The organism is Mycobacterium sp. NPDC051804 (genome assembly GCF_044452905.1).
Classification (GTDB): domain Bacteria; phylum Actinomycetota; class Actinomycetes; order Mycobacteriales; family Mycobacteriaceae; genus Mycobacterium.
Window position 1 is genome coordinate 51,881 of record NZ_JBITCD010000009.1, and the last position, 5,949, is coordinate 57,829.

The 5,949-nt window shown below is 61.8% G+C and carries 5 protein-coding genes; 3 read left to right on the forward strand and 2 right to left on the reverse strand.

The genetic code is table 11. The annotated features are described in order from the left end of the window. Positions 1-238 precede the first annotated feature (238 nt). Positions 239-1,666, reverse strand: a complete 1,428-nt coding sequence (locus ACIA48_RS30050; RefSeq protein WP_396739957.1) for an MFS transporter — start codon at positions 1,664-1,666, stop codon at positions 239-241. Between the two features lie 485 nt (positions 1,667-2,151). On the opposite strand from ACIA48_RS30050, the gene ACIA48_RS30055 reads away from it, so the two are divergent. From ACIA48_RS30055 to ACIA48_RS30065, 3 genes are all read left to right on the forward strand, one after another. After that, positions 2,152-3,546 carry a hypothetical protein gene (locus ACIA48_RS30055; protein WP_396739951.1) on the forward strand — a complete coding sequence of 465 codons (1,395 nt, stop codon included), beginning with the start codon at positions 2,152-2,154 and terminating at the stop codon, positions 3,544-3,546. Between the two features lie 93 nt (positions 3,547-3,639). Continuing rightward, positions 3,640-3,747 (forward strand): hypothetical protein, encoded by a 108-nt coding sequence (locus ACIA48_RS30060; RefSeq protein WP_396739959.1) that lies wholly within the window; start codon positions 3,640-3,642, stop codon positions 3,745-3,747. Continuing rightward, entirely contained in the window at positions 3,699-4,661 is a 963-nt protein-coding gene (locus ACIA48_RS30065) for a class I SAM-dependent methyltransferase (protein ID WP_396739961.1), read from the forward strand. Before ACIA48_RS30060 ends, ACIA48_RS30065 begins: the two co-directional genes overlap by 49 nt. Positions 4,662-4,666: 5 nt before the next feature. Here the strand turns inward: ACIA48_RS30065 and ACIA48_RS30070 are convergent, their stop codons facing one another. After that, on the reverse strand, positions 4,667-5,752 hold the full coding sequence (locus tag ACIA48_RS30070; RefSeq protein ID WP_396739953.1) for a sulfotransferase family protein: 1,086 nt from the start codon (positions 5,750-5,752) through the stop codon (positions 4,667-4,669). Between the last annotated feature and the right edge of the window lie 197 nt (positions 5,753-5,949).

Here is a 5,949-nt window from a genome sequence, read left to right on the forward strand (position 1 = left end):
CGGCCCCCAACCCACCGGCTCAGTTATCAGAAGCCGAGTCCGCTAGCAGCTTCTCGCGCAAACACTTCTGCCGGATATCGGGCGCAGCCGCCGCCCCACAGCGTCGCAACGGCACACGGCTATGAGCCTGACCGCCGACCGACATGCGCGGATGATACCGCCGCCACCAGCGAACGTGGCCGGAATTGCTGCCGATTGGTGAGCTGCTCGCGGAACGCGTCCGCTGACAGCGCCTGAATCACGGCGCCTGAGCGTCGATGGCCTTCCGGGCTTCCTGCGCGCGCGCGACGTCCTCGGCGGTGTACCGGATGAACAATGCTGCCACGCCGAGAAGGACGACAACTCCACTCAGCCACAGCATGCCGTACGTATAGCCGTGGTCCAGTGCGTTGAGCTGCGCGGGGTTCATGTATTTCGCGGGCCCGGTGGTGCCACCCAGCTGTAGGGTCCGCGACGTGATGATGGCCTGGATGACGGCCAGCACCACCGGTCCGCCGAGGCCCTGCAATATCACTGCTATCGCCGAAGTAGGACCGATCCGGTCGACACCGACGGTGGTGATCACCGACAGCACGAGGGGGACGGAGATCATGCCGATACCGATACCGCCGACCGCAATTGGCAGCGCCAAATCCGGAAAGTAGGGTGTGCCGCGATTAAGCGTCGAGCCGTACAGCACGCCGCCGAGCAACAGGATGCAGCCGGCGATCACCACCACGCGCGGCGCGAACCGCATCACCAGCCGCGAGGAAACGCCCATCCCGACGGCGGCCCCAACCGCAAACGGAATGAAGCTGACCCCCGCGCGCAGCGTGCTGTAGCCCACGATGTCCTGCACATATACCGTCACCACGAGGATCAGGGTTGTCATCACCCCGCCGGTGAGAAACAGGGCCGCAAACGTAGCCAGTCGGTTGCGGTCGACGAATAAATCGAACGGCACGACCGGGTTCTCCGCCCTGCGCTCCACCACGGCGAACGCTACGAAAGCTGATAGGGCAGCCACGCCTGAACAGATCGTCGCGGGTGACAGCCAACCCCACTCTGGCCCCATCGAGAATCCGAGAACCACCGCGGTGAAGCCCAACGTGGTCAGCAAAGCCCCGGCGGCGTCGAGCTTCATCCGCTCCTTCTGGGTTTCGCGCAGCGCGGTGCGGGCCAGGAACAGCGCCAGCAGCCCGATCGGCGCCGCCACAGAAACCGCCAACCGCCACGACACATCGGTGAGAATCCCGCCCACCACGAGGCCCATCACCGAGCCGATGCTGACCATCGCGCCGAATACCGCCGTCGCGGTGTTCCGTAACTGCCCCTTCGGGAAGGTGGTCGCCACCAGCGCTAGACATGTCGGTGCCAGGATTGCGACACTCACGCCCTTCAGCAGCCGACCTACGATGAGGACGGCCTCATTCCAGGCAACCCCGCACATCACCGAGGAAAAGGTGGACAGGGCGACCCCGATGATGAAGGCGCGCTTGCGCCCAATGGTGTCACCCAGACGGCCGCCCACCAGCATTAGTCCGTTAGCCGCCAGCAGAGTGGCGAATATGACCCAGCTTCGTCCAGCGCTCGTCAATTCCATATCGTTCTGAACCTCGGGAAGCGCCACGATTCCGATGGTGAGCTCCATCGCCGCCATCAGCTCCATGCTGCCGAGCGCGACCATCGCTGCGATGTACCGGCGAGGCGGGAGCCGAGTCGCGGAGTTCTTGCGATGGCGTGGCGTGTTCGACTGGGCGGGCGTCGGTATCCGAAGTTTTGCCGCCTGCGTCGTCCGGTGAGATTCTGCCCGCTCGGCGTCGTGGCGAGCCGTCATTCCGGAGTACCCCCTGCAAGGACGTGCGCTGCGCGGCCGTCGTTTCGACAATCCTCGGGTCGGCGGCCTGCGCCATCTGTTAAGGCTGTCTTCCAAATCCCGCCCGGCCGAGCATACCGACAGCTACTGGAGCGCCGGGGTAAACCGTGCGATCCGCGGCGGAGAGCAGCCAACTGCAGCCTGCTCGATCGGGCGACCCGCGGGTTCACATTTTCACCGATCAATCGAGCGAACAGATGAAATACTCGCTACGTGCTGAAGGCCACCTATGGAAGCGATGCGCTTGCGCAGCTGTCCCCACTGGCAAAGCCCTCCGTGGCGGCGAAAGCTGACCCGTGACAGTTCGTATACGGCCTGCCTCCAAGCGCCGCACAATCAACGGTGATGTGCGGCCGGACAACTGGCTGACGGCGGTGGATCACGCGTTGTTCGTGGGGCAGCGTGCCACCGATTGGAAGCCAGTTATGCAAGTCGTCTGGGTTTATGAGCACCCCGTCGACTTCGACGGTCTGAGGCGCTTCCACCGCAATCTCGGACACGGGTTGTTGGGTCGGCTGATAGAGCGTTCGCCGCTGCCGTTTGCCCGGTCGCAGTGGGTCTTGGATCGCGGGCCGTCGGATGTCGATATTGCCGAGCACGCCCGCCCACGTTCTGAAGTCAGCGACTGGGCCGATGAACGCACGCAGGTTCTTGTCGATCCGGAATTGGGGCCCGGCTGGCACCTCGGCGTCCTTCCCCTCACGGACGGCTCGACCGCTATCAGCCTTGTCATTTCCCACCACGTGGCCGACGGCCTCGGGCTTGTCGTTGCACTAGTCGATGCGGCGCACGACAACCAGCGCGACCTCGGCTATGCACCGCCGCGTTCACGTAGTCGATTGGGTGCGGTGGCGCAGGATGCGGGCCGAACAGCGCGGGACGCGCCTGCGGTTGCCCGGGCTCTTGTCGCGGCGGCACAACAGGCCCGTCGTAGTCGGCAGGATGCTGCCCAATCGCCGGCGTCGCGTCCAATCGCCGTGCGTGGCGGCAACAGCGACCACCAAGTGGTCATCCCGGCTGTCACCATATGCGTCGGCTTGGATGAATGGGATGCCCGTGCGCAGGCTCTGGGTGGGACAAGTAAGACGCTTGTCGCGGGCTTGGTTGCGAAGTTCGCGGAGCTCATTGGGCGCCGACGTGCCGGTGATGGCGCCGTCACTCTGCGACTTCCCATAAGTACCCGCGCCGACGGTGACGATCGGGCGAACGCAGTTTCGTATATGGCCGTCACTGTCGACCCGACACCGGTGACGACGGATCTGACAGAGGTGCGTGCGGCCATCAACCAAGCCCTCAGAACGCTGCGCGACACGCCCGATGAGTCGTTGGAACTCGCGTCGCTGACGCCGTTCATACCGAAGCGGGCACTCAAGCGGATGAACAATGCGGCGGTGGCCGACCCGGAAATGCCGGTGTTCTGTTCGAATCTCGGCGATTTCGGCACGGTGGTCTGCCGACTCGATGGCACCGATGCTGAGTACGTCACCGGACGATTGACCACCCAACACGCAACACGAGACTACTTCGAGCGAATAGGCGGCATGATGACTGTGCAGTCGTGGCGCCTGCCCGACCACATCGTCATCAACATCGGCAGCTACCAGCCGGGCGCAGAAAACACAAAGCCGCGCTTGCGCGAGCTGGCTTGGCGCCTGCTGACTGAGTTCGGCCTGTCTGGCGAGGTCGAATAACGGATCGTGACGAACGCAGTATCAGCGCTAGGACCAGCAGTAGGCGTTCATGTCGCATAACAGCACAGGGCCTTCAATAGGATTGATGCGCAAATTGATTGGGAGGAATCATGCCTGAGAACGCAGCCCCAAAAACAGGCGACGTGCGGACGATGTACGAGGCGTACCCGTATCCGAGTCCCACGGTTGGAGATTCACTGATTCCAGACGTCGCGAATAGCCTGTTCACGGTTTTCGGCGAACAGGATGACTTGGCGGGCAAGACAATACTCGACGCCGGTTGCGGCACTGGTCAGCGCCTCCTTGCAGTGGCCCGGCGCTATCCTAAAGCTCAGTTCGTGGGGCTGGACATGACCGCGGCCTCACTCGCGGTCGCTGAAGCTCTCAGGGAAAAGCACGGAATTCGGAACGTCGAATTCTGCAGATCCGAAATGCTGGATTTCAGTCCAGGATCCCCATTCGACCTCATTCTTTCGATCGGTGTCGTACATCACTTGGAAGATCCGAGTCGCGGGATACAGTTCCTATCGTCTCTGCTCAGCGACAAAGGAATTCTGATCCTCTGGCTGTATCACTCACTGGGGGAACATCAAAGATTGCTCGATCGGCAAACCCTCTTGACGCTTTGGAATAGTTCGGAGGGATTCGACGCTGGTTTGCAAGTGCTGCGTGACTTGGGAGTGAATCTCGAGGTCAAGCAATACGGTAGCTCCGCGGCGCAGGCAAAATCCGAGGTGAGCCAGGTCAGTATCGATGTGGACGCCTACCTCCATCCCATCGTGAATGCATACCGGTTCGAAGAGATCATTGGCGTGCTCCAAGATTGCACAGAACTCGATTGGGCCTCCGTCAACAACGTCAACTTGCTCGATTCGAGCAAGTTGATCGACCTCAACGAAGTAGAAGCGGGTGACATGCGTTACCTGTGCCAGACGACAGAAGACTTGTTCGCAGTCGAGTCGCTAAGGCAGCGGTTTCGGGCTCTGAAGCCGTTGGAGAAGCTGCGAGTGCTGGAAAATCAGCTCAAGCCAACGGGTTTCACCGTCCTAGGCGGTCGAGGTGGCTCTGATCAGCATCTGTCAGCGAGAGTGCGGGCGAACGCAGTTCCCCTCTAGAGGACTCAGCGAGCCTCATCAACTTCATTACGTCCCCGATCGAAAGTCGGTCCAAGGGCCCTGCGCCCGCGGGCTTTCGCGACGACTTGATAGACCAGCTTCTTGATAGTCGGCCGGAAGGGCACCCGGTTGGAATACACGCGGTCCACGCCCATGGACACCAGCGCGCGGTAATTCTCGGACGCCACACGGAAATCGTGTTCGGCCACTCGATACTCTTCGAAAACCCGATCCAGTACAGACTCGTCCCAGGGCTCATCCCGCGCCGCCGCGAGCATCGCTTCGTATACCGCGGAGATCCAGTCTGCGCCAAAGCGTTCTTTGACTGGGCCGCAATGTCTTTGGTGCCAAAGGTCCGGCGTGAGGAATTCCTCGATCGCCTGCTCATCTCGAGGGTGGAGGTCAACCGCGAGGGTAGTGGAGATTCGCCTTAATTCCCGGCGCCAGTCGTGGAGGAGGTTGGCGTAACTGACGAACACACGCGGCAGGCCGCGCGTGCCTCTCTCAGCCAAGAGAGAGTATTTCAACCACACGGCACTGGTGAGCTCCGGCGACATCGGACCGGCCGCCGCCTGCGACGCGATGACCTCGTGCGGATCGCGCACTGGAATGACGGCCGCGACGTCGAGTCCGCTCAGACGCGCCGCCTCGAACCACATGTCGGACAGATTCGTGATATACGAATCCTTGATCACCACAATCGGCGCATCAGGCAGCCCATTGAGAAACGTTCCCATCTTGGCGATGCAAGCGGCCTTTTCGTCGGCGTCGAACCCGTTGTCTTCCAACAAGCGCAATGAGAAGTCGAACCCCGCGCTGCCCTGCTGGCGAAGGATTGTTTCGTTGAGACTGAGGGTTTCACGAGGTTCCCAATAACCACGCGGATTGTTCCAGTCGGCCCGCCTCATCCCCGCCGGAAGCGTGCCGCCAGACAGCGAGAGGACCCGCGTCAGCGCCGATGATCCGGAACGGCCGACGCCTAGTACGAACAGGACGACCCGACGGGACTCAGCCCGCGAGCTGGAGAAATCCTCCAGAACATCGGTTGCGGCTGCACTTTCGGAGGGCTTAGTTGTCCGGAGATAATCCATCCCACCGCTTCCGCATACGATTCCGGTCCTCCCCCATTGCTGTCGCCGCCTCAAGTTTGTAGTGATTGGTTGAGTTGTTCGCCATACATCGCTAGTGATCCGGGGGTCATCATTTCGTCGTGTCCGCAGTCGACCGGATGCACGGTGATGTTGCCGGTGACGTAAGGCTTCCAGTTTTGCGGATCGCTGTCGGCGTC

Coding starts and splice junctions, on each gene's coding strand:
- ACIA48_RS30050 (WP_396739957.1), bottom strand. CDS start 1,666: ATGGTCGCGCTCGGCAGCATGGAGCTGATGGCGGCGATGGAGCTCACC.
- ACIA48_RS30065 (WP_396739961.1), top strand. CDS start 3,699: ATGTACGAGGCGTACCCGTATCCGAGTCCCACGGTTGGAGATTCACTG.
- ACIA48_RS30070 (WP_396739953.1), bottom strand. CDS start 5,752: ATGGATTATCTCCGGACAACTAAGCCCTCCGAAAGTGCAGCCGCAACC.